This window comes from Paenibacillus sp. MDV22-iso6 (genome assembly GCF_058408365.1).
Genome location: NZ_JBZVDZ010000001.1, coordinates 1,146,916 through 1,165,289 on the forward strand (window position 1 = coordinate 1,146,916; position 18,374 = coordinate 1,165,289).

16 protein-coding genes are annotated in these 18,374 nt (G+C 44.3%); 3 read left to right on the forward strand and 13 right to left on the reverse strand.

Annotated features, from left to right (window positions below; all coding sequences use genetic code 11):
• Positions 1 to 270: 270 nt before the first annotated feature.
• From AC4PM4_RS04895 to AC4PM4_RS04915, 5 genes are read right to left on the reverse strand one after another with little or no spacing between them, the layout of a single operon-like run.
• Entirely contained in the window at positions 271 to 1,236 is a 966-nt protein-coding gene (locus AC4PM4_RS04895) for a zinc-binding alcohol dehydrogenase family protein (RefSeq protein ID WP_491612883.1), read from the reverse strand.
• 6 nt (positions 1,237 to 1,242) lie between these two features.
• Positions 1,243 to 1,869, reverse strand: a complete 627-nt coding sequence (locus AC4PM4_RS04900; protein WP_491612884.1) for an ABC transporter permease — start codon at positions 1,867 to 1,869, stop codon at positions 1,243 to 1,245.
• On the reverse strand, positions 1,866 to 2,666 hold the full coding sequence (locus AC4PM4_RS04905; RefSeq protein ID WP_465116726.1) for an ABC transporter ATP-binding protein: 801 nt from the start codon (positions 2,664 to 2,666) through the stop codon (positions 1,866 to 1,868). Before AC4PM4_RS04905 ends, AC4PM4_RS04900 begins: the two co-directional genes overlap by 4 nt.
• Positions 2,650 to 3,564 carry a glycine betaine ABC transporter substrate-binding protein gene (locus AC4PM4_RS04910; RefSeq protein ID WP_491612885.1) on the reverse strand — a complete coding sequence of 305 codons (915 nt, stop codon included), beginning with the start codon at positions 3,562 to 3,564 and terminating at the stop codon, positions 2,650 to 2,652. The genes AC4PM4_RS04905 and AC4PM4_RS04910 overlap by 17 nt, the downstream gene beginning before the upstream one ends.
• A gap of 9 nt (positions 3,565 to 3,573) precedes the next feature.
• On the reverse strand, positions 3,574 to 4,233 hold the full coding sequence (locus tag AC4PM4_RS04915) for an ABC transporter permease (protein WP_063567487.1): 660 nt from the start codon (positions 4,231 to 4,233) through the stop codon (positions 3,574 to 3,576).
• Between the two features lie 128 nt (positions 4,234 to 4,361).
• On the opposite strand from AC4PM4_RS04915, the gene AC4PM4_RS04920 reads away from it, so the two are divergent.
• Complete coding sequence (locus AC4PM4_RS04920) at positions 4,362 to 4,712, forward strand: winged helix-turn-helix transcriptional regulator (protein ID WP_063567488.1); 351 nt, start codon at positions 4,362 to 4,364, stop codon at positions 4,710 to 4,712.
• Between the two features lie 312 nt (positions 4,713 to 5,024).
• Here AC4PM4_RS04920 and AC4PM4_RS04925 read toward each other — a convergent pair whose 3' ends face one another.
• Complete coding sequence (locus tag AC4PM4_RS04925; RefSeq protein WP_082935059.1) at positions 5,025 to 5,153, reverse strand: sporulation protein YjcZ; 129 nt, start codon at positions 5,151 to 5,153, stop codon at positions 5,025 to 5,027.
• A 574-nt stretch (positions 5,154 to 5,727) separates the two neighbouring features.
• Positions 5,728 to 6,345: a TetR/AcrR family transcriptional regulator gene (locus AC4PM4_RS04930; RefSeq protein WP_491612886.1), complete on the reverse strand. Its 618-nt coding sequence runs from the start codon at positions 6,343 to 6,345 to the stop codon at positions 5,728 to 5,730.
• Between the two features lie 530 nt (positions 6,346 to 6,875).
• Between AC4PM4_RS04930 and AC4PM4_RS04935 the strand changes: the two genes are divergently transcribed.
• Complete coding sequence (locus AC4PM4_RS04935) at positions 6,876 to 8,633, forward strand: CocE/NonD family hydrolase (RefSeq protein WP_090950437.1); 1,758 nt, start codon at positions 6,876 to 6,878, stop codon at positions 8,631 to 8,633.
• Positions 8,634 to 9,127: 494 nt separating this feature from the next.
• Here the strand turns inward: AC4PM4_RS04935 and AC4PM4_RS04940 are convergent, their stop codons facing one another.
• The 6 genes from AC4PM4_RS04940 to AC4PM4_RS04965 form a co-directional block, all read right to left on the reverse strand.
• Positions 9,128 to 10,852, reverse strand: coding sequence for an ABC transporter ATP-binding protein (locus tag AC4PM4_RS04940; protein ID WP_491612887.1), 1,725 nt, complete (start codon positions 10,850 to 10,852; stop codon positions 9,128 to 9,130).
• The gene (locus AC4PM4_RS04945; RefSeq protein ID WP_465116748.1) at positions 10,849 to 11,706 is read right to left on the reverse strand and encodes an ABC transporter ATP-binding protein; all 858 of its coding nucleotides are present in this window, start codon (positions 11,704 to 11,706) and stop codon (positions 10,849 to 10,851) included. Before AC4PM4_RS04945 ends, AC4PM4_RS04940 begins: the two co-directional genes overlap by 4 nt.
• Positions 11,707 to 11,715: 9 nt before the next feature.
• Positions 11,716 to 12,729: a FecCD family ABC transporter permease gene (locus AC4PM4_RS04950; protein WP_072733045.1), complete on the reverse strand. Its 1,014-nt coding sequence runs from the start codon at positions 12,727 to 12,729 to the stop codon at positions 11,716 to 11,718.
• Positions 12,726 to 13,751: a FecCD family ABC transporter permease gene (locus AC4PM4_RS04955; RefSeq protein WP_063568420.1), complete on the reverse strand. Its 1,026-nt coding sequence runs from the start codon at positions 13,749 to 13,751 to the stop codon at positions 12,726 to 12,728. The genes AC4PM4_RS04950 and AC4PM4_RS04955 overlap by 4 nt, the downstream gene beginning before the upstream one ends.
• Before the next feature lie 74 nt (positions 13,752 to 13,825).
• On the reverse strand, positions 13,826 to 15,796 hold the full coding sequence (locus AC4PM4_RS04960; RefSeq protein ID WP_491612888.1) for a helix-turn-helix domain-containing protein: 1,971 nt from the start codon (positions 15,794 to 15,796) through the stop codon (positions 13,826 to 13,828).
• A 411-nt stretch (positions 15,797 to 16,207) separates the two neighbouring features.
• The gene (locus AC4PM4_RS04965; protein ID WP_090806689.1) at positions 16,208 to 16,819 is read right to left on the reverse strand and encodes a TetR/AcrR family transcriptional regulator; all 612 of its coding nucleotides are present in this window, start codon (positions 16,817 to 16,819) and stop codon (positions 16,208 to 16,210) included.
• Between the two features lie 334 nt (positions 16,820 to 17,153).
• On the opposite strand from AC4PM4_RS04965, the gene AC4PM4_RS04970 reads away from it, so the two are divergent.
• Positions 17,154 to 18,086, forward strand: a complete 933-nt coding sequence (locus AC4PM4_RS04970; protein ID WP_491612889.1) for an alpha/beta hydrolase family protein — start codon at positions 17,154 to 17,156, stop codon at positions 18,084 to 18,086.
• Positions 18,087 to 18,374 lie beyond the last annotated feature (288 nt).

Here is an 18,374-nt window from a genome sequence, read left to right on the forward strand (position 1 = left end):
CTTGAAGTATGTGACAAAATTCAATTAACCTTCCTATGAATAGGAACAAGCTCTTGTCCTCGGACAATTTTTTCTTCAGTTGTCATTTTAGTGGCCACGTTGTTCATTGCATAGTATTGCCATTCCTCCCTAATAGTTGAGGTTCCATCCGTTGCAATAACCACTTGATATCCATAATCCGCACCATCTCTGGGTTCAAATCAATAATTAATAATGCTGTTTTTTTAGGATTGAAATTCATTTTTATTCTTCCTTTCTTTTAGGCACATCCTATTCATTAGTGATTACAATTTTGCCATTTGCTGAGTTACTCTCCATTAACAGATGAGCCTCTGCTATTGCTTCTAGTTTGAACACTTTAGCAATGGGCGGAATAAGTGCATGGTCCTTTATATGATTAATTAGATCGACCAGCACCGTTTCTTTAATAACTTCACTTGTAAAAGCCGTAAAGAAAACACCTGTTGGTATATCAATCAATGGTTCGAAGGAATCGAGGGTCCATTCATTGCCTAATATGCCTGACATACATAAGATTCCTCGTTCTGAGACCAATTTCAAAGATTCCTTCAAGGTCACCGTCCCGATCAATTCCAACACTTTGTTCACTCCATTTGGAGCAATATCAACTACTTTATTCGTAAAATGTTCATCATCAAGTAATGCGATGTCCGCACCCGCCTGCTGAAGATATGTCAGCTTTCCGCTGTCACGAGTGGTCGATATAACGGTGGCTCCTACACTTTTGGCAAGCTGGAGGGCAGCCAGACCAACGGAACTGGTCCCGCCTCGAATGAGAAGCACTTCTCCTTTAGTTAATTGAAGACTTTCAAATAAAGATGCATATGCCGTGTAATACATTTCTGGAATGGCAGCGAGCATAGTCCACTCCATTCCACCAGGAATGAGATACACCTGCTCTGAAGGAATCAAAACATACTCGGCATAGCTTCCATCAAATTCTCGCCCCAACCCTCCCATCAGAGAAGCGACATGCTGTCCTTTTTGGAAAGTGCTGTCCGATGCGTCCTCGATCTCCCCCACACACTCAATACCAATGATCCGTGGAAATTGAACGGATGGTGAATGCCCCTGCCTTGTATACATTTCCGAGCGGTTAATGCCAAATGCTCTGATCTTGATTAATACCCAGCCTGGTTTAACTTCGGGAATGGGAACCTCCTGTACTTTTAGTTCTTCAGGTGCACAGGCACCTTCCAGCACAACTGCTTTCATCAAAATTTATCTCACCGCTCCGATGTAGATTCGTTTTTCCAACTGAATGAATAATGTATTTGTCGCCAAGGCAAGTCCTGCGGACAGGATGCTTCCCCACAGAATTTTATCGATATTCATGGTGCGTAAACCATCATATAAGATCGTTCCTAACCCGCCTGCATTGATGAATGCAGCAATGGTCGCCATGCCAATCGTAGATACGGAGGCAAGTCGCAGTCCTGTAAAAAGGGTTTGAATCGCCAAGGGTACCCGAATCTGAATCAATATTTGCATACGACTCATGCCCAGCCCGGTAGCTGCCTCAATAATAGGTTGTTCCACATGATTCAAACCTGCGATAAAGTGGCGCAGAAGAATGTATTGATTATATAGAATCAGCACGATGATTGCCGTCGTTGTACCCAGTCCCGTCACAGGAATCATGATGGTGAACAAAGCCAGGCTGGGGATAGAATACAAAATGGAAAAAACATAAATGAAAATGCGTGACACCCAGTCGGAAGTCAGGATTACGATGGTTAGAAGCACGGCGACAATAATTGAGATCACCATGGTTATGACAAGTATCTCCACATGCTCGAACAGTGCGCTTCCCCACTTATCTGGATGTTTGATGGCATAATCGATCATTCTAAGGCCTCCCAGAAACGTTCTTGCTCCCTTGAAGATTGAATAAGCGACGCTACGAATTCATCTGCAGGATGATTAACGATTTCTTTAGGCGTGTCAAACTGGCACACTTTACCTTGATTCATAATTATGACCCGGGTGCCCAACTTGAACGCTTCATTAATGTCATGTGTGACGAACAGGAAGGTTTTATTCGACCCTCCATGAATTTTCAATAATTCATCCTGTAAATGTAGACGGGTAATCGCGTCCAAAGCACCAAAAGGCTCGTCCAGAAGCATGATCGCAGGATTGGTCGCTAAAGCTCGGGCGAGTCCAATTCGCTGTTGTTGCCCTCCCGATAATTGTGAAGGATAGCGATGTTCATACGTCCGAGGGTCCAGTCCCACCAGATGCAGTAGTTCGGAGACCCTCTCCTCGATTTTCTCTTTATCCCATTTCAACAGACGAGGTACGGTAGCGATATTTTTCGCGATGGTCATATGTGGGAACAACCCAATCTGCTGAATGACGTAACCGATTCTTCTTCTTAGCATCACGGGATCTATGGATACAATGTCTTCTCCAAACAGCTTAATGTTCCCCTGAGAAGGTTCGTACAAACGGTTTACCATTTTCAAAAGCGTCGTTTTTCCAGATCCAGAGGAGCCCAGTATGGTAATAAACTCCCCTTCTTCAATAGACAAATTGACATGATTCACTGCGTATTCATTGGATTTTGAATATGTTTTGCACACATTATGAAATTTGATGGCTGGTGGCCCCATGTTACCACTACGTTTATTGGATGGATTCATAGAAGGCTTTTGCGACGTCTTCATATTCTTCTTGATCGACATCAACTTTGGCATTAAGTGCCGTGATCGTGTCTGTGTCCAGTGCCGAACTGATCTTATTGATGACTTCAGCAATATCTGGATGTGCAGACAGTACTTCATCACGGATGACAGGAGCCAAGTTATAAGGGGGCCATACTTGTTTGTCATCTTCCAATAGGATGTACTGATCTTTATTTACGAGTTGTCCTTCCGTCGTATATGCAGGTGCAACATCTGCCTCATTATTTTTAAGCACTTCATATTTCAGACTATTATCGTAGACTTTGGAGGACTTCCAGTTTAGCTTGCCATATACTTTTTCCAATGCTGGAATACCGTCGGCACGCTGATCCACTTCTCCTTGAGAGGCAAATCGAAGCTCGGTTGCATGCTTTTGCAAATCAGAAATCGTATTAATTCCCCATTGTTCCGAGGCTTCTGCACGTATGACGAGCCCTGCTCCATCATTGGCTTTGGAATAGTCGAGCCAGGTTAAGTTGAATTGCTTTTTGTATTCTTCCTTCACTTTGGCATATACTTCATCCGGATCAGTCAACAACTCCAGCTTCAGGATGGCTAACAAACCGGTGCCTGTGTATTCCGGATACATATCAATATCTTGATTCACAATGGAAGAATGGATCACAGATCCCGCAATGTTAGGTACACGCTCTACTTGGTAGCCGGCATCCTCCAAGGCCAAGGCGTAAAGTTCTCCCACAATCAGATTTTCAGTGAAATCTTTGGTGCCGATTCGAATCGATGTCTCTTTATTTTCCGAAGGCTGATTTTTTTGCTCACCACAGGCGCTCAACAGGAGCGATAATACGATGATAAGTGAAGTTATGATATAGATTTTTTTCTTTTTGTTTTTCATGTCGTTTTCCTACCTTTGCAAAAATTGATATCGAAATAAAATTCGTTCGGATATATCAAGCAAGACTCCGATTAAGATGGCCAATATCGCCACAGATCCCCCGCCAATTAGAAGCAAATCGATTCGATTGAGTCCTAGACCGGTGAAAATGATCTCACCGAATCCACCAGCTCCGATCTTGGCTGCCAAGGTGGCACTGGCGATAATTTCAATGGCAGCTGTTTTGATTCCTGTCAGAATGAGTGGTGCAGCAAGAGGGAACTTGATCTTCCACATCATTTGACGATCAGACATCCCCGCCCCTTTAGCAGATTCAAGAACAGATAGAGGAATATGATTCAAACCGGAAATGGTATTCATCAATATGGGAGGTACCCCCAATAAGATTAAAGCAACCAATGCTGGCTTCATGCCAGTGCCCATCAACGGAATTAATAGGAGTAAAACAGCCAGGCTAGGTACAATCCGCAGAATCTGAATCAGGGATACAATCCACTTTTCCGAGCGTTTATATGTGATGGTCAGATATCCCAGTGTAATTCCGATCCATGCAGAACAAAGCAATGCCAGTAAACTGACCTCTATATGCTCTCGCCCCAGAGCGAAGAAAGCACTCCAATTGTCTGAGAAATAGGTTGCCAATTGCATTCCCAAGCTTTCTTGCAACATGTTCCCTCCTTTCATTCAAGTTGCTTTTCCCTCGACAGCTTTATAATATAAGCATTATAATCGTTTTGAAAGTAGGCACCTTTTTATTAGATAGGAACCAAAAAGTAACTATTGGAGGATTAGCTTAAATGTTTACCAAAAAAGAGTTGCCTGAATGCCCTGTAGCAACAACTGTCGGTTTGATAGGTAACAAATGGAAATTACTTATCATGAGAGATCTTCTGAAAGGAACCCAACGGTTCGGTGAGCTTCGCAAAAGTATTCCGGAAATTAGCCAAAAGGTATTGACCGAAAATTTGCGTTCCATGGAAGGAGACGGTATCGTCATTCGCACCGTCTATGCGGAGGTACCGCCCAGAGTCGAATACAGCTTGAGCGATTTAGGTAATACGCTGAGACCCATCATTAGTGTGATGGAAACATGGGGAATGGATTATAAAAAGCTCAATGAGGATACTTCGACCGATACAGACGAATAGGATTACGGATAGTAGAAAAATGAGCGAATCCATGTTCAGGATGCGCTCGTTTTTTGGTGAGTCCTTTTGTGAAATTGTAAAAGTGTTCATGCTTCCTAACTAAAGGTATAGAAAGCAGGTTTTATAAGCACCTCCGCTGAGGAAAAAAAGATTAGATAGATATCTAATCGGTAATGGGAACATGTTCTTACCCATTCCGGCAATCGTTATAATTCATTTCTCCAATTATCCGGGTTAGTTTTTAGCCTTTACTTGGTTCTATGTAAAAATCCGCCAAGGAAATGTAGCGGAAATTTTTTAAAGCTTACTATATTAAACTAAGAATGCTTTAGAAATGATGACTAACAGGATGAAGAGTACCAATATTGCACCTGTGCTACTATAACCTCCACCAAACCCTCCGATACTTCCATTGCCATACTCATATCCAACTTCACTCATATTTCTTCCCCCTCATTTTCGATATATATTAAGCTATTCAGAAATGTTTAATTTGACACGGCAAAATGAAAGGTTTCTACAAGAGAGTTTAGTTCAATCTCGTCTTGTTATCGTATTCACGAGTTATGTTAGAACAAGAGTATCACCCTTTTTCAATTCGACAAACAACCCCCCCGCCAAAGCGTGGTTTTGGAATACCAATGAAGAAAAAAAGGTGTTACTTTAAGATATGCTAATAAAAATAAGATGTGAATAATAATTATCAAGATTTCCCCTCAATTACATCTTCTTATCTTACAAACTCAAGAAAAGTTCCATCAGAGTTTCTATAACCTTTCCAATCCTCTTTCGGCACAAATTATTCCTCGAAATCTTTATACTGACGGCTCCCGACAATGGGAACGAACGTAATTGCGCAGCTCTGTCAGAACGGCCATTTCGTAATAATGCCGGTTGATCGTTCCTCCATCATCGTAGACGTGCTTTTACCAACGGTTTGAAATGAAATTTAGCGGTCATTTAATAAACACAGGCTGTTTTCGGCGTTCTCTACAATGAATGATTTTGTACTGAATTATTTTTTTAAACCAGCTGCATAGAATGGACCATTAACTGATATGGTCGTTAGGATACGAGCCATTTCTTGAGGAGTTTCTTTCGTACCACTTTCCAACCATTGCTGAATTACCCCTATTATTGCAGTCCCCATATAAGCAGCTAAATATTGTCCTGGAACAAGAAGATTTTCTTCTTTTACAAATGAGTTTGGATTATTTCCATAGAGTGTTTCCCACATAAATTGTTTCAATCTGGTTTGAAATGTTAAATCCCCGTTTGGACCTAACACAGCTTTCATAAATCCACCATTCAAATTTAAATACTCAAATATTGAAACGGTTAAGGAAAATGGAATTAATTTTTCAGAGTCACTTCCAAGTGCGGCAATAACACTTGGATAGTTTTGTTTTGTAATTCTGGACATATCAAGCATAATTTCTTCCTCACATTTAGTCATTAAATCAAATTTGTCTTGATAGTGAGCATAAAACGTACCTCTATTAATGTTCGCCTTCGTTGTTATGTCTTTAACCGTAATTGCTTTAAAACCTTTTTCATTTATTAGTTCAACTAGTGCTTGTCGAATGGATTCTTTTGTCCGAATGACACGTAAATCAGGGTTAATATTGCGCAAGTAAATTCCTCCTTAATTTTATCCAACACAATCATTAAAGGTGTTCCGTAACCAACACATTTGACATTTTTAATTATTGAACATAGACTTCTCCAATTTTATAATTCGAAGTGTAATAAACAACAGGTTGTTCGTTTATTATAACTTATCATCTGGGAGGGGATACAGGCAAAATTAAAACAAATATAAAAGCTAAGCAAAATTCGATATAAATAATCGGAGTTTTCATGCAAAGTTGAAACCAACACATCCCCATGACACTGTATAAGGTTTGAGCAAAATAGTCGTGACTACTTCACTTATGAAAATCAAGAGATAATCATCGAAAAGGATGTTCCCCTCAAAATTCGAGATGATATTCTAATATATGTAAATTTATTACATCTGGACGAGCCTGGTAAATTTCTTCCGTACCCCAAACGAGGTTTTCTAAAATGCGAATAACGTTTTGATGCACGGGGACGATATCAACTAACGAGAGAAGATTTTTAAATCAAAGAATGCAATTCGATTTTAAGGAGGAAGCAACTATGGATAAAGTAAAAGAAATGATGTTATTCAACCCATCATTCGAATATATCGATGATGGAGTAGAGCACGGTATACTGAGCCAATTTAACCCGGGTACAACGGTGCTAAAGAAAGGCTATCAAGTAGATCAACGTTTTATGCCACTGCCGTGTGATGTGATTTTTGAAAAAGATGTACCGGTAAAACTTAGAGATGGTGTTACCATCTACACTGATGTTTTCCGCCCCTCTGGAGCAGAAAAGGTTCCTGTTATTATTTCTTGGAGTCCTTATGGAAAGGCAGCCGGCACAGCCCCAAGATACACAAATCTTTTTGGTATGATTGGTATACCTGATTCAGAACTTTCGGGTCTTCATAAGTTCGAAGGCAGTGACCCCGCTTACTGGTGCAATCATGGTTATGCAGTTTGCAATCCTGATCCGAGAGGAGTTGCTCATTCTGAAGGCGATATATATATGATTGGTACACAAGAGGCTCGTGATTGCTATGATCTTATTGAATGGCTTGCAGAACAGGAATGGTGTAACGGAAAGGTCGCTACAAGCGGTACTTCGTATCTTGCATTTTCACAGTGGTTTATTGCTGCTGAGCAGCCGCCCCACCTTGCAGCAATAAATCCGGAGGAAGGCTTGGGAGATGCTTATCGTGACCTCATTCGTCGCGGTGGTATACTTGATGTAAACTTTGCATCTCGTCTGCAGGTTAACCATGTTCATGCCGGTGAAGCTGTTAGGAGAGAAGATGTACATGATGAAGGACTTAAATATCCATTTGCCAACTGTGACTTATGGGAGGATAAAATTGCTAGATTCGAGAATATAACTTGCCCTGCTTATGTTGTAGCAAGTTACAGCAATACATTGCACACACCAGGCACATTTCGTTCTTGGAGAAATATGCCAAAGGAAAACAAATGGCTTCGTATCCATGACAATCAGGAATGGCCGGATTTCTACAAGGAAGAACAGCAGGAAGATCGCCTTAAATTCTTCGACCATTTCCTTAAGGGAATAGATAATGGCTGGGAGAAAACACCTGTGGTGCGGTATGCGCTTCATGATTTTGAAGGCGGTCATTACGAAGGTATAGAAGCTGAAACGTTCCCACCAGAAGGAACGGTATACAAGAAGATGTATCTTAACGGAGTTACTCGTACTCTTTCAGAAACACTTGCCCAAATAGATATACCTGCAATTTATGATAGTGAGGCATCTCTTGCACAGGCATCATTCCTTTATAAAGCAGAGGAAAAGACAGAATTTGTCGGTTATCCTAAAGCAAAACTTTATGTTGAAGTTGATGGAAGCGATGATATGGATATACTTGTATATCTCTATAAGCTTGATAAATTCGGAAATCACCTTCAGCAGTTTGTAATTCCAAATATGACTGCAAGGATGCATGATCTAACAGACCGCGGCGGAAGTGTTTTAAGATATAAAGGAAGCAATGGTCGTCTTCGTGTATCAATGAGACACCTTGATGAAGAAAAGAGTACAAATGAAGTACCTGCGTATACTTTTGATCGTGAAGAAAAACTCCACAAGGGTGAGATTGTAGAGATTGAAATTGAGATGTTCCCAATTGGAATGCTCCTTTATCCGGGAGAGCAACTTCGCTTTATTGTAAGCGCCAAGGATGAAGTCGGTGGCATAATGCCGGGTACACCTGCCGCACCACCGGTAAATCATGGTAAGCATATTATTCACTGCGGCGGACAGTATGATTCGTATTTGCAGCTCCCTTTTAGAAAATAATTTCTAGTCGTCCGTCCTTGAGAAACGCAGTCTGCATGTCCCATTGGGGGTACCTCCAACAAAACGCGAAAAACGTACGATAAATCAAACAAGCTGGAAATTCTGTACGCTAAGGAATTCCGGCTTGTTTTGTGTAAGTGCTGTGGAAGATCAACTTTTAACCTCGTAATGCTTCTTGCTTCCTTTCCCTTCATCAGTTGAAAGCTGTTTAAGTGGAGTCCTTTTAGAGCCGCAATTTGCCTTTTCGTGATCTAACCAACAAGCGAACCAGCCTCGCGAAGCTCGCATTGAAGTACCCCCGGGCTTTAACCTGAACCGCTTCGCCGAGGCCGTTTTTTTCCATTTCAGAAACCCGAACTTCGTTCGCCTAAAAACCAAACGGGTCAGTGTACAGTCCTGCAGGACCGGACCGCCGCCCACAATCGTTAGAATTTATAATTCAGTCATCGTCGTCCTGTCCTTCTCCTGTTTAGTCTTGTTTGTATTGGTTACGTTCAAGAGGCTTGTGTCGCATACAATCGTGCATAAATACCTCCGCTATGCAGCAATTCCTCATGCGTACCCATCTCGGCAATCTCTGTACGCTCCAGTACGACGATCTGATCGGCATGACGGACCGTCGATAGCCGATGGGCAATCACCAGTGTTGTGCGATCCTTCGATATTTCATCCAGTGCCTGTTGGATCTCTTGCTCGGTCTTGGTATCAAGCGCCGATGTCGCTTCATCCAGAATGAGGATCGGTGCATTGCGCAGAATCGCCCGTGCTATCGAAAGGCGCTGTTTCTGCCCTCCAGACAAACGCACACCGCGTTCACCAATTACCGTATCGTAGCCTTGCTCCATCTGAGATATAAATTCATGCGCTTTAGCTGCTTTAGCTGCGGCAATCACATCTTTCCGGGTCGCGTCCTTCCATCCATAAGCAATATTGTCATACACCGAGCCATCAAACAGGAACGTATCCTGGAGCACCATTGAAATATTGTTACGCAGGCTGGAAAGCGTCACATCACGAATATCGATGCCATCCACTCGAATCGATCCCGCCTGCGGGTCGTAGAATCGGTTAACGAGACTGGCCAATGTCGACTTACCCACTCCTGTGGTGCCTACAAGAGCTACTGTTTTTCCATGATCAATGGTCAGGTTCAGCCCCTCTAGTACAGGCGAACCATCTTGATAAAGAAATGTGACATCTTGAAAGGAGACCTGTCCTTGTACACGCGGCAAATGGACTGCGTTTCGCTTCTCCTTTATGTCTTCCTCTTCTTCCAGCACATCATATACCCGTTTAAGGCCAGCAGAGGCTCGCCCTGCCATTTCCACCAAGCCGGAAAAAGACTTTATCGGTTGATAAAACATACCCAGGTAGGCAATGAATCCGATGATATCAGCAATGCTTACCTCGCCTGTTGCCATCAATCTGCCTCCCAGTATCACGACAAATACAGTCCCCAGTGTGGTCACAAATGCCAACAACGGCAAAGAGGTTTCATAGAACAAACTGGCGCGTAAATAGGTCTTCGAATATTTCATAGCCAGACGAGAAACGTTGACCCGCTCCTCCTCCTGTCGATTGAAAATTTGGATTTCTTTCATGCCCGACAAATTTTCCTGCACCTTTCCAGCGATATCTCCCCGAGCTTGGGAACTCTCTCCCCACAGCGGCGACAAGTGCTTGCTTTGCCATACCGTGATTACAAGCAGCAACGGAATCGTGATCAGACTGATCAGTGCCAGCTTCACATTGATCGTCAAGAGCAGGATGCCTACTCCGATAAAGGTCAGTCCGTTAACGATAAAGTCAGGTATAGCATGGGCAATGAAAATTTCCGCTTCCATCGCATCATTCACAACGCGCCCGGTCAAGTCACCCGTCCGGCTTCGATGGAAATAGCGCAAACTCATCTGCTGATATTTGCTATACAATCTTGTTCGTAAATCCGCCACGTAATGAAGTGCGGCATAATGGTTCATATAGCCTGCCAGTGATGTTCCGATGGCTTGCAAACAGGTAGCTCCAAGTAGCAATAAACCAATCTTCAATGCTTCTGCGGCAAACTGACTGCTACCTTCGGTCGCCAATTGTGTCAACGAACGGAGCGCCCAGGGCAAATAAAACCCGGCAATTGTGGCCAGCACGACACCGACTAATCCAATGCCTAACTGCAACCAGTATTTTCGTGCGCCCAGCAAGACACGCCATGCGATTTTCATGTGGCAATCTTCTCCTTCTGCTCCTTATCATTTAAGAATCCTTGATCTGCCCCTTGGCCTCTACGCTTATCACGCAATATCTCGTACGTCACATACACTGGTCGCCCCGTTCGTGGTTCCAGCATAATTTCGGCATCGATGGCAAACACCTCACGTAGCGTCCGTGCCGTCATTACGTGCTCTGGCGAGCCATGCTCCACCACCTGACCATCACGAATCGCCACCATATAGTCGGAGAAGCGTGCTGCCAGATTCAGGTCATGCAGCACCATCACAATCGTAACCTGCTGACTGCGATTCAGTTCATAGAGCAGCTCCAGCACTTCAAGCTGATGTGCCAGGTCCAGATAGGTGGTGGGTTCATCCAGCAGGATCAGATCGGTCTGCTGGGCGAGTGCCATCGCAATCCATACGCGCTGACGTTGACCGCCAGAGAGCGTATCGACCTCGCGATGCTCAAACGCTGTAAGCTGTGTAACTGATAGGGCCCAGGCAACTACTTGCTTATCCTCTTTGGAGAGCTTGCCGAAGCCCCGTTGATGAGGAAAACGCCCATAGGCCACTAATTGACCGACCGTCAAACCGCTCGGTGCAGTAGGCGTCTGCGGCAGAATTGCCATCTGCTTGGCCACTTCTTTGGTGGACAGTGTGCAAATATCAGCACCATTCAGATAAACCGTGCCATTTTTCGTCTTGAGCAGCCGACCGACTGCCTTTAGTACGGTTGATTTTCCGCAACCATTGGGGCCAATAATCGAGGTAATCTGTCCACGCGGAATCTGCAAATCCAGTTCTTTTACGATAAGCGTGTCATTATAGGCAATATCGATTTGTTGCGCTGTAATACTCTCCATGACGTCCTCCTAATTGGCCTTCGATAGTAAATAAAGAAAGTACGGAACACTGATGACCGTAATGACGATTCCCGTCGGCACATCTCCCCCCAGGCTAACCGTGCGCGTAATTGTGTCAGCCAGCACCACGACTAATCCACCGGTCAGGCTGGCAGCCGGAACGAGCAATTTGTGATCGGGCCCGACTAGTTTTCTTGCCATGTGCGGAGCGATCAAACCAACGAAGAAGAAGCTTCCGCCCACGGCCACACTGCCAGAGGATAAAGCAACAGCAGCGATCGACAACCCCAAAAACTGCCGCTTCACGGCAAGACCTAGTCCTTCTGCCGTCTGATTGCCCAGATGGAGGGTGTTGAGCATGCGAGACTTGTAGAAAATATAGCCGAGTAAAATGAAGACCCATGGTGCCAGTACGGAAATATAGCGCCAATCAGCGCCCCACAAGCTTCCCGCCAGCCAGTGCAGCATGAAATCCATCTGCGAATCATTCAGCTTGAGTGTCAGGAAGGTGGTCAGCGCTTCATACCCGCTTCCGAGCGCGACCCCGGTTAAGATCAAGCCGATTGACGAGATATCTCGCCCACGGCGATACGATAATAAGAAGATCAATCCCGCCGCCAACAATCCACCAACAAAGGCCAGTAGTGGCAGGGCAATAAAGGAGCCCTTTCCTGTCGATGCGATGAATACGACGAAGAACAATACAAACAAACCTGATCCCGAACTAATCCCCAGTGTCCCCGGACTAGCCATGTCATTGCGCAGCAAACTCTGCATCACGACCCCAGCCGCTCCCATTCCCAGACCTACCAAGATCGACAGTGCGATTCGTGGCAACCGAAAATCAAACACGATCAGATTTTGCTTGTCGGTGCCGTTTCCCACGAGAACATTCAACACTTCTAGCGGTGAAAGATTCATCTTGCCAGAATTCATGCTAATGATAGCAAACATAAGGATGAGCACCATAAGCACTACATTGATGATGATGCCCCGTTGCATCGTATAACGCTGCTTGATCATTCAGATTCCCTCCTTTGTCTGCGAGCCAGGAAGAGAAAGTACGGGACACCAATGATAGAAAATATAATGCCAATCGGCGTTTCGAACGGCTTATTGATCAAGCGTCCAGCCAGATCGGCTGACACGGTCAGCAACGCACCATATAACGCAGCCGCCGGAATAATGTAACGATAATCGACACCGACCATGTATCGCACAATATGTGGGGTAATCAGACCAACAAAACCGATCGGGCCAACCACGACAACAGCCAATCCAGTCAGGACGAGCACGATAATCGTCGATAATCCCTTGACCAGTCCGCTACGAATACCGAGTCCACTTGCCACATCATCCCCCAAACTGAGCAGTGTAACAGAAGGAGATAGCGCCAGCGCCAGCAGTACACCACCAACAAATAGCGGTGAGATAATCAGCAATTCACCCCACTTGACCCCCGCTGTACTGCCTGCCGTCCAGAATGTCAATGCTCGACCCAAGTTATAATTGATCGCTAAATACTGACTGAGTGCACCAAATAGCATGGAGATGGACAGTCCTGCCAGTACCAGCCGCTGAGGCGTCATCCCGCGCTTGCCCATTGATGCGATGAAGTAAGTGATCCCGGTCGCGAGCGCTGCTCCCAGACAAGCAAACAGCATCATCTGTCCATACGAATAACCCGGCAGAAAAGCCAGGCAAAGAGCAATCGCGAATGCTGCCCCAGAGCTGATCCCCATCAGCCCGGAGTCGGCCAGCGGATTGCGCGTCGTTCCCTGCATAATAGCCCCGCATACCGCAAGGCTGCACCCGACGATCAGATCGGCTACGGTACGCGGAAGACGTAGGGTTTGAATAATGTGATGCTCAGTGAGCGTTGGATCAAATCGGAAAATAGCCTCCCATGCAGTCGCTAACCTCATGTCGGCGGCGCCGAAGCTAATCGACGCCGCCGACATGAGAACCGTTAATCCAAGCCCTACCACCATGTACATGGTGAAGTTCACCGCCCCACGGCGTTTTTGTTCAGGCTTGTTTTTCATCACGTTTTCCTTTCCTTACCTACTGACAGTCATATTTGTAAATTGGAGTACTTCTTTATACCTCGTCAAAACTCTTATTTAGCCATTGTCAGCAATTGATTTACAATATGATCAATTAATGCACTGGAAGTCATTATATCCGTGGACCAAGATAGCGATGTACCCACTGTTACGATCCGATTATGTTGCACAGCAGGTAGCGATTTCCAGACCGTATTATCAGTAGGAACTTTCGTATCTCCTATAGCGATTAGATAATCCCCTATGTAAGCAGCCAAGACCTCCATAGAGATATCTCCCCAATATTTATCTGAGTCAATAATATCAGTTTGAACTTTCGACGGTGCCTTCATTTTAAGTTCATTATAAACAAGGTCGCCAACCGCATGCTTGGCTCCAGCGATGTAGTTACTTTTATCACTGAATTCTCCCATAGTAATCGTCACGTCTGAAAGACCTGCATTCTGAAGGGCTAGCTTGGCTTCTTCGATTTTTCCGGCATAAGCACTCAAAACAGCCTTAGCCTCTTCCTGCTTGTTCAAAACATCGCCTATAAAATGTATCCGTTCTTCTGTAGTCATATCACCATAAGGGACATAAATTGTCGGGGCAATTTTGGATAAATCTTCATAATTTTCATCGCCCCATGCTAAAATGATCAGATCAGGCTCAAGAGTCATGACATCTTCCGGCTCCATAGCTACTTTAATGGAGTCTGTAATCTGGTTAGCAAAAACAGCCTCTTTCCCGTCCCTTGCCGCTCTCGCCACACCTAGTGGAGTTACACCTAGAGCCACTACATCGCCAACCAAATAATCGACTACAACACGCTGAGGGTTGTTAGGCACCTTGACGTCACCCTTTACTGTGGATATCGTTCTCGTCTGCGAAACTGCTTCTGAAGCTTTCGTATCCGATACTTCCGATTGTGTTGTCTGTTGTGTCTGCGCAGGGATTGGATTCACCGTTCCCCCGTTATTCGATGGCGTTCCCGACGCACATGCCGACAATAAAAACATCAAGCTCATCGCCGCCGCCAAGATCATTTCTTTACTTCTTACTTTTCCAAACATAGTTGATTCCCCTTCTCTATAAGACTGGACTAGACCCGCTAGTTCCCTCTCATAGTAAGTAAAATGAGAATCATTATCAATACCATCAACCTGCATGGATAGTGCGTTTATTTTCCGATAATCACTTGGTGTCATCTTGTAATACTTCTTAAACATCCGAAACAGATTTTTCTCATCTGTAAAACCAGATCCTGTTGCGATCTCTTTAATGGTTGCTTCTGTATGCTTCAATTCCTGACAGGCAGCCTCAATCCTTTTCTGAATGAGGTACTCCTGTAAGCTCATCCCTTCCTTCTTTTTGAACAGCCGTGTCAATTGCCCACCACTGATCCCAAACATATCGGCAATTTCTTGAAACATAATCGGCTGCATGTAATGTTTATCGAGATATATCTTGGTAGAACAGGCTGGATCTGGCTGGAGATACCGAATCTCACCGCTCTCAAAATCTCTGTATACCCCATGAACCAATTGATATAGAAAACTTTTGGCCTGCAGCTGATCCATCGCCTTGCCGCGTTTCCAACCATTCATCAACTGTTGAAACCAATCGAGTAGCAAGATAGGATTACTTGGTGTATAACCAAACTGTTGAACGAATGGATTCACTTCCTCCAGTAATTGCTGCAGGTGCCTCTTGAAAAAAAGAGGTGATTCTGCTTTATAAAACACCATAAAGGTCTTCACAATCTCCCCTTTTGGCGAAATACTGAGCAGGCTCCCTTTCCCGCCGTGAACTAAACCGAAGCGTTCCATTCCAAATGTGGTTTCATTCAGTTGAATTTGCGCTTCTCCTCCATATGCATAGATAAACATGCTACTAGGCATTTTATACTGCTCCAAAGGGGTTTGGGACGCTACATTCTGAAAGCGTACATCTATTAATGTAATGATCGAACGTGTCCAAATACGGGCCATCGTATCGATCATCTCCGGTGTAAATACCTGGCTTGCTTCTGCTTCTTCTTGCATCTATCCGCGCTCCCTCATCACACTTTTTCTATATATCAACCATTGATTGATATTGATTATCAATATCATTATTCATGAGGTAAGTATATCATCATTAAGTGATATTGTGGGAGCAGGCAACGGACGTTATGCTTTTACAACCGAAAACGGTCACAACGGAAACTAAAAAAACTGACGTCGGTAGAGTACCGATGCCAGTTTGCCGCCTAGGTTCTTTTTCAATGTAAACAAAATGGGAAAAGAACTTGATTCCTTATAATAAAAAAGCCACTAAAATAGCGGCTTTACAGGGCATTGCTCATGTCTCTCGACATATTGAGTTTATCAACATCCCCCTAAGTGCTTAGGTAATGGAGCTGGTACCATGCGTAATTTTTATTTTACTACATACCGAATCTCTCGATATCCCCTTCAGAGAGCACGGTAACGCAACCCATCTACAAGCAGAGAAACAATATTTTTTGCATGCTCTATATCATCGTTGTCTACTGCCGTACTTAGGCTTGCTACCGCCCACAACAATTCATCTGGTGTAATCTTGGCACGTACTTCATCTGCAGCTGTTGCTGTTTCAATCAAAGTCTTTAGAGCTGGACTTAATTCCTCTACAAAGCAAATAGGTAAGGTTTCGTATGCCGGATCGCTAGAATGTAGAGCTGCAGCGAGTCCTCGTTTAGTTGCTATGAACTCCAAGTAACGCAACAGCCATCGCTCCAGTGCCTCAACAGGTTTATATTTATCAGCTAAGTCTACTGCAGCATCTGCACAAGCATCGATCTCCTGACGAAAAACAGCTTCAATTAAGTCTGAACGTTGTGGAAAATGACGGTAAACAGTTCCAACCCCTACGCCAGCCTTATCCGCAATCTCACGAACTGGAGCGTCTACCCCCGAGGTTGCGAACACTGTCATTGCTGACTGGAGCAAAGCATTAATGTTGCGTTGTGCATCGGCACGCACGCTTCGAACTGTCTGCTGACGAGGCTCCAATCCTTCACTGCGATCTTCCGTTTTGTCGTTCATATAAGTTATATCCCCCATAAGTTAATTCTACATTACGTCAATGGAATTTAGCTACTGTCCTATTCTTCATATTAACAATACATAATCATAGCTTCAAACAAAAGAGTATTCCATATTCAAATTGGACATTGAAACAGGGCCTGTAGAATCCACTCATTACATCATCCAATGTAATCTAAAATACTGTGGATGTTATAAGTTTAATAAATATCTTGCAAGTGGAACTTCGTTCCGCATATAATAGGAACGAAGTTCCACTTACATTCTGCTATAGCAGAACATAGGCGAACTCATAAATATTAATTGTTTAAAGAGAAAGGAAGGGATATTTAATATGAAAATCAATATGAGCGCTCCCTCTACCATCGTCTCTGTGAAGTCGATAGCACTAAAAGCCCCAGGTCGTGGTGAGGATTTGTTAGTGAAAATATCCGCCCCAACAACTGGAGGCAATTTGCCAATTATTCTTTTCGCACACGGTAACGGATCTTCGCTTGACGGCTATAGCCCTTTGACCGACTTCTGGGCTGCTCACGGTTTCGTGGTCATTCAACCTACGTTCCTCGATTCGAGAACTGTTGGCCTTACTCATGACGATCCCCGTAAACCACGGATTTGGCGTTACCGAGTCGAGGACATGAAGCGAATCCTCGATAATTTAGACCTTATTGAATCTGCCGTACCAGGCCTCAGTGGACGCACTGACCGAAGCCGAATAGCAGCAGCCGGACATTCCTTCGGCGGCCAAACGGCAGGCAATCTTTTGGGATTGCGAGTCCTCGACCCAGAAACTAAGAAGGACGTGGACCTGTCCGACTCACGCATCAAAGCGGGCGTGCTGTTCGCCACCGCTGGACAAGGTGGCGACAACCTGACACCGTTCGCGACCGAGAATATGCCGCACTTGAACGTGAGCTTCACGCACATGACCACGCCCACGCTTGTGATCGTCGGGGACCAGGACTATACCCCGCAAAAGTATCAGTTGACCGTCCGCGGCCCGGAATGGATGTCCGACCCCTACTTCTTAAGCCCAGGGGCCGAGAGCCTGCTCACCCTATTCGGTGCAGAACACTCACTTAGCGGAATCCCGGGTTATGAAGTTACGGAAACAACAGATGAAAATCCAGAACATGTCGCCTTAATTCAGCTGGTCTCATGGGCTTATCTTTGTCATGCGCTGGATATTGAACATGACAGCTGGTCGGCAGTTCAAAAGACTTTGTCAGAAGATCCAAATCCAATCGGTCGAATTGAATCCAAGTAAACTTTCACAAGAGCTAGATACGCTCCTTTACCCACCTCTCACTGGGAATGGAGAGCTAGTTCCAGTGTCAATATTTCGCTTTTTAAATACCTAGCCATCCGTATTTATCTCTTATCGTGTTTGTTGTTCCACAACAATATGAACATTTTCATATGTTATGGTACTTAATGAAGGTTCTAACTGTATATCCTTCATTATTTATCGATCTAATCAGGAATCGGACCTGGTTCTTATCCGATGAATGGTCCACTAAATTATCAAATCTAAATTTAAACGACGGATTCCCAG

Bases quoted from the DNA above. Each gene is read 5' to 3' on its own strand.
- AC4PM4_RS04895 (WP_491612883.1), bottom strand. From the start codon at position 1,236: ATGAAAGCAGTTGTGCTGGAAGGTGCCTGTGCACCTGAAGAACTAAAA.
- AC4PM4_RS04900 (WP_491612884.1), bottom strand. From the start codon at position 1,869: ATGATCGATTATGCCATCAAACATCCAGATAAGTGGGGAAGCGCACTG.
- AC4PM4_RS04905 (WP_465116726.1), bottom strand. From the start codon at position 2,666: ATGAATCCATCCAATAAACGTAGTGGTAACATGGGGCCACCAGCCATC.
- AC4PM4_RS04910 (WP_491612885.1), bottom strand. From the start codon at position 3,564: ATGAAAAACAAAAAGAAAAAAATCTATATCATAACTTCACTTATCATC.
- AC4PM4_RS04915 (WP_063567487.1), bottom strand. From the start codon at position 4,233: ATGTTGCAAGAAAGCTTGGGAATGCAATTGGCAACCTATTTCTCAGAC.
- AC4PM4_RS04920 (WP_063567488.1), top strand. From the start codon at position 4,362: ATGTTTACCAAAAAAGAGTTGCCTGAATGCCCTGTAGCAACAACTGTC.
- AC4PM4_RS04925 (WP_082935059.1), bottom strand. From the start codon at position 5,153: ATGAGTGAAGTTGGATATGAGTATGGCAATGGAAGTATCGGAGGGTTT.
- AC4PM4_RS04935 (WP_090950437.1), top strand. From the start codon at position 6,876: ATGGATAAAGTAAAAGAAATGATGTTATTCAACCCATCATTCGAATAT.
- AC4PM4_RS04940 (WP_491612887.1), bottom strand. From the start codon at position 10,852: ATGAAAATCGCATGGCGTGTCTTGCTGGGCGCACGAAAATACTGGTTG.
- AC4PM4_RS04945 (WP_465116748.1), bottom strand. From the start codon at position 11,706: ATGGAGAGTATTACAGCGCAACAAATCGATATTGCCTATAATGACACG.
- AC4PM4_RS04950 (WP_072733045.1), bottom strand. From the start codon at position 12,729: ATGATCAAGCAGCGTTATACGATGCAACGGGGCATCATCATCAATGTA.
- AC4PM4_RS04955 (WP_063568420.1), bottom strand. From the start codon at position 13,751: ATGAAAAACAAGCCTGAACAAAAACGCCGTGGGGCGGTGAACTTCACC.
- AC4PM4_RS04960 (WP_491612888.1), bottom strand. From the start codon at position 15,796: ATGCAAGAAGAAGCAGAAGCAAGCCAGGTATTTACACCGGAGATGATC.
- AC4PM4_RS04965 (WP_090806689.1), bottom strand. From the start codon at position 16,819: ATGAACGACAAAACGGAAGATCGCAGTGAAGGATTGGAGCCTCGTCAG.
- AC4PM4_RS04970 (WP_491612889.1), top strand. From the start codon at position 17,154: ATGAAAATCAATATGAGCGCTCCCTCTACCATCGTCTCTGTGAAGTCG.